2 protein-coding genes and 1 pseudogene are annotated in these 3,445 nt (G+C 71.3%); 1 reads left to right on the top strand and 2 read right to left on the bottom strand.

Going from position 1 to position 3,445, the window contains the following annotated elements; translation table 11 throughout:
- Positions 1–867: serine/threonine-protein kinase (locus tag AB0J09_RS59915; RefSeq protein ID WP_360712599.1), on the bottom strand; the 867-nt coding region annotated here is incomplete at its 3' end.
- 10 nt (positions 868–877) lie between these two features.
- The gene (locus AB0J09_RS59910) at positions 878–2,746 is read right to left on the bottom strand and encodes a protein kinase (RefSeq protein ID WP_360712596.1); all 1,869 of its coding nucleotides are present in this window, start codon (positions 2,744–2,746) and stop codon (positions 878–880) included.
- Between the two features lie 289 nt (positions 2,747–3,035).
- Between AB0J09_RS59910 and AB0J09_RS59905 the strand changes: the two are divergent.
- Positions 3,036–3,445 (top strand): annotated as a pseudogene (locus AB0J09_RS59905) (3-deoxy-D-arabinoheptulosonate-7-phosphate synthase); the annotation flags it as partial.

Below are 3,445 nucleotides of genomic sequence, written 5' to 3'. Positions count from 1 at the left end.
GTCGCCGCCCGCGTGGGCCCGGTCGCCGCCCGGCCGGTGGGGACCGTCGCCGGGCATGTGGCGGGCGGCGGAGGCCTCGTACAGCAGCCTCGCGGCCTCGGAGGCGGGCATCCGCTCGGCCGGGTTCCTGCGCAGCAATCCCATGATGACCGGTTCCAGCGCGCCCGCCCTGGCCGGCGGTCCGGGCTCGTCGCGCAGCACCGCCGCCACCGTCGCGGCCCACGAGTCGCGCTTGAAGGGCGGCTCGCCCGCGACGGCCGCGTACAGCGTGGCCCCCAGCGACCAGAGATCCGACTCGGGCCGGGCGGGCTCGCCGTTGAGCCGCTCGGGAGGCATGTACGCGGGCGTGCCCACCAGCCCGCCGGTCGCGGTCAGCCCCGCCTCGGCCTCCAGAGAGGCGATGCCGAAATCGGTCAGGACCACCCTGCCGTCGTCGGCCAGCAGCACGTTCTCCGGCTTCACGTCCCGGTGCAGCACCCCGGTGGCGTGCGCGGCGCGCAGGGCGTCCAGCACCCGCCCGCCGATCACCGCGGTCTGCCCCACCGTGAGCGGCCCCTGCTCGCGCAGCACCTCGGCCAGCGAGCGCGAGCGCACGAGCTGCATCACGATCCACGGGCGGCCGTCCTCCTCGACGACGTCGTGGATGACGATCACCGACGGGTGGTCGAGCCGGCCCGCCGCCCTGGCCTCCCTGATGGTCCTGCGGTTGAGCTCGGCCCGCTTGGCGTCGCCGACGCCCGTGTAGCGGACCTCCTTGATCGCCACCGTACGGTCGAGCAGCTCGTCATAGGCTCGCCAGACCACGCCCATCCCGCCCTCGCCGAGCGGCTCGATGAGGCGATATCGGTTGCTGACCTGCCGTTCCACGCGGTGAAGCCTACTTGGCCGGTTTGAAGGTGGCGCAGAACCCCTCGAAGAAGTCGTAGTCCTTCTCCCAGTGGCTCTTCAGCGTGTGCCAGTAGATCGCGTACGCCCTGCCGTTCTCGGTGATGAAGCCCCGGTTGCGCACGCGGGTCAGGCCGGTGTTGGTCTTCCAGGTGAAGTCCCAGTCGGCGGCGGCCTTCTGGTAGTCGACCTTGTGGATGCCGAGCTTCTTGTAGCCGCCGAAGTTGTTCTTGAGTACCGGCTCCTGCTTCTTCCAGTCCTTGTACGGGTCCTTGCCGGACTTGCCCCCATCTTCGATCAGGAGGTACGCGTTGGAGGCCGCGCCCGGGCCCCGGAACCGGACCTGTTTGCCGCTGCGGGTCAGCACGTCCCAGCCCTTGGGCAGGCCGACGGAGAAGCCCAGTTCGTCGTCCGTGTACATCTTCCAGCCCTTGGGCAGCGGGTCCTCCGACTTCTCGGGCTTCGGGCTCTCACTCGGGGACACCGTGGCCGTGGCCGACGGCGACGGCGGCTGGGAGGCGCTCGGCGAGGCCTGGGAAGGGCTTGCCGTGGCTTGGGAAGGGGGCGCGGTGGCGACCGTGGCCTGGGACGTGTCCTTCTTCGGCGTACTGTCCTCCGGGGTCGAGCTCAGACCGAGGTAGCCGCCGATCCCGGCGACCAGCACGACCGCCACGCCCGCCGCGACGACCGGGCCGGCCCGCAGCCGGTCCGGCTTGGCCGCGTCCATCGTGGACTCGGCATGAGGCGCCGGGTCCTCGGTCGGCGCGGGTGTGATCCGTGCGCCGGTCTCAGGGACGGCCGGCGCCGGGGCCGGCGATCGGGATGCGTTCGGGTCGGTCGGGGTGTCGTCCTCGACGGGCGCCGGGCGCGGCTTGCCGTACGTACGCGGCTTGCCGTATACGCGCGGCTCGCCGTACGGGCGCCCCCTGTCCGGGGAGGGCTCCTTGCTCGGCGGAGGCGGCGGCGGTGCGGTCTTGGGGAACGGGGTGGGGACGCGCACCGTCTGAGCCGCGGGGAACTGCATGGTCGGCGGCGGGCTCGCCTGCGCGATGACCTGGCGCAGCATCCGCTGTGCCTCCTCGTAGGTGAGCCGCTGCACCGGCTCCTTCCGCAGCAGCCCGCTGATCACGTCGGTGAGCTGGCCCGCGTGCGGCATGGGGTCGGGCTCGTCGGTCAGCACGGCGTGCATGGTCGCCAGGGCCATCCCCCGCTCATGGGGAGAGCGGCCCTCCACGGCCGTGTACAGCGTCGCTCCTAACGACCACAGGTCCGACTCGCGCCGGGCCGGCAGCCCTTTGAGCCGCTCGGGCGCGATGAACGCCGGCGTGCCCGCCAGGCCCGTCACGGTGAGCTGCGTCTCGGTCTCCAGCGTGGCGATGCCGAAGTCGGTGAGCACGACGCGGCCGTCGTCGGCCAGCAGCACGTTCTCGGGTTTGACGTCGCGGTGCAGGACGCCCGCCTCGTGGGCGCGGTGCAGCGCGTCCAGGACGGCCAGGCCGATCTCGGCCACCCGCTTGGTCTGCAGCGGCCCGTCCTGCTTGATCACGGCGCCCAAAGAGCGTGACTGGACGAGCTGCATGACGATCCAGGGACGGTCGTCCTCCTCGATCACGTCGTGCACGACGATCACGTTGGGATGCTCGAACCTCGCCGCCGCCCTCGCCTCGCGCATTGTGCGCCGGTTCAGCAGCTGCACTTCCTCGCCCAGGGCGGCGGCGTACCTGACCTCCTTGACCGCGACCGTGCGGTCGAGGAGCTCGTCGTAGGCGCGCCAGACGATCCCCATTCCGCCCCTGCCGATGGGTTCCTGCAGCTGGTAGCGGCCGGCGATGCGGCGTCCGTCCTGCTTGCGATCCGACATCAACGGCCTCAAACCCTCCTCCTGGCCAAGAAATACTCCCATAGCGAGGGATCAACGGCGACTCGCCTGAAGGTCAGTCCGTCATGTGAGAGGTACCGCGCAGCAGGTAGAGGCATGGGTGTAGGGTTTCAGACATGACTTGTCGCTACGCGTTTACCGAGCCGGCTCCGGGAGGGCCGGTCGTCAGCTAGCGACCACCTGGAGCCGGCACGAGGCAGAGACACCCGTCTCTGCCTTTTTGGTTTTCTCGCCGGCTTCTGGGGGCCGGCCCGAGTTGGGGGAGTCGAGAATGTCATCGACCTTGGAACGGCGCTCTGTGGCGGTGGGCGACCTGCTCGTGGGCGAGGGGCCCGCCGTGGTGATCGGCGGCCGGGTCAATCTACGGGCGTATCACGGGCAGGTGGACGCGTACGACGTGCTGGGAGAGCACGCCACGCTGGTGGAGCCGTACTCCGCGGCCGATCTGCCGGCGATCGCCTCCAGGGCGGACGCGGTGGTGGTGGGCTCGTCGTGGACGCGCGACATCCCGCTGGTACGCGCGGCGGCCGGGTTGGGGCTGCCGGTGGTGGTGGAGCGGCGGGCGTCGGCCTCCATGGAGGAGTGGCTGGAGCTGGCCGATTACTGCGCGGACGCGGGGGACGGGCGGGTGCTCCTGTGCGAGGGCGGCCGGCTGGACCTGGGGCTGATGCGCGCGGCCCG

Origin of the sequence: Nonomuraea sp. NPDC049784 (assembly GCF_040659615.1) — a bacterium.
GTDB lineage: Bacteria > Actinomycetota > Actinomycetes > Streptosporangiales > Streptosporangiaceae > Nonomuraea.
Note: the sequence above shows the minus strand (reverse complement) of the source record. Positions and strands in the feature narration are given on the sequence as shown.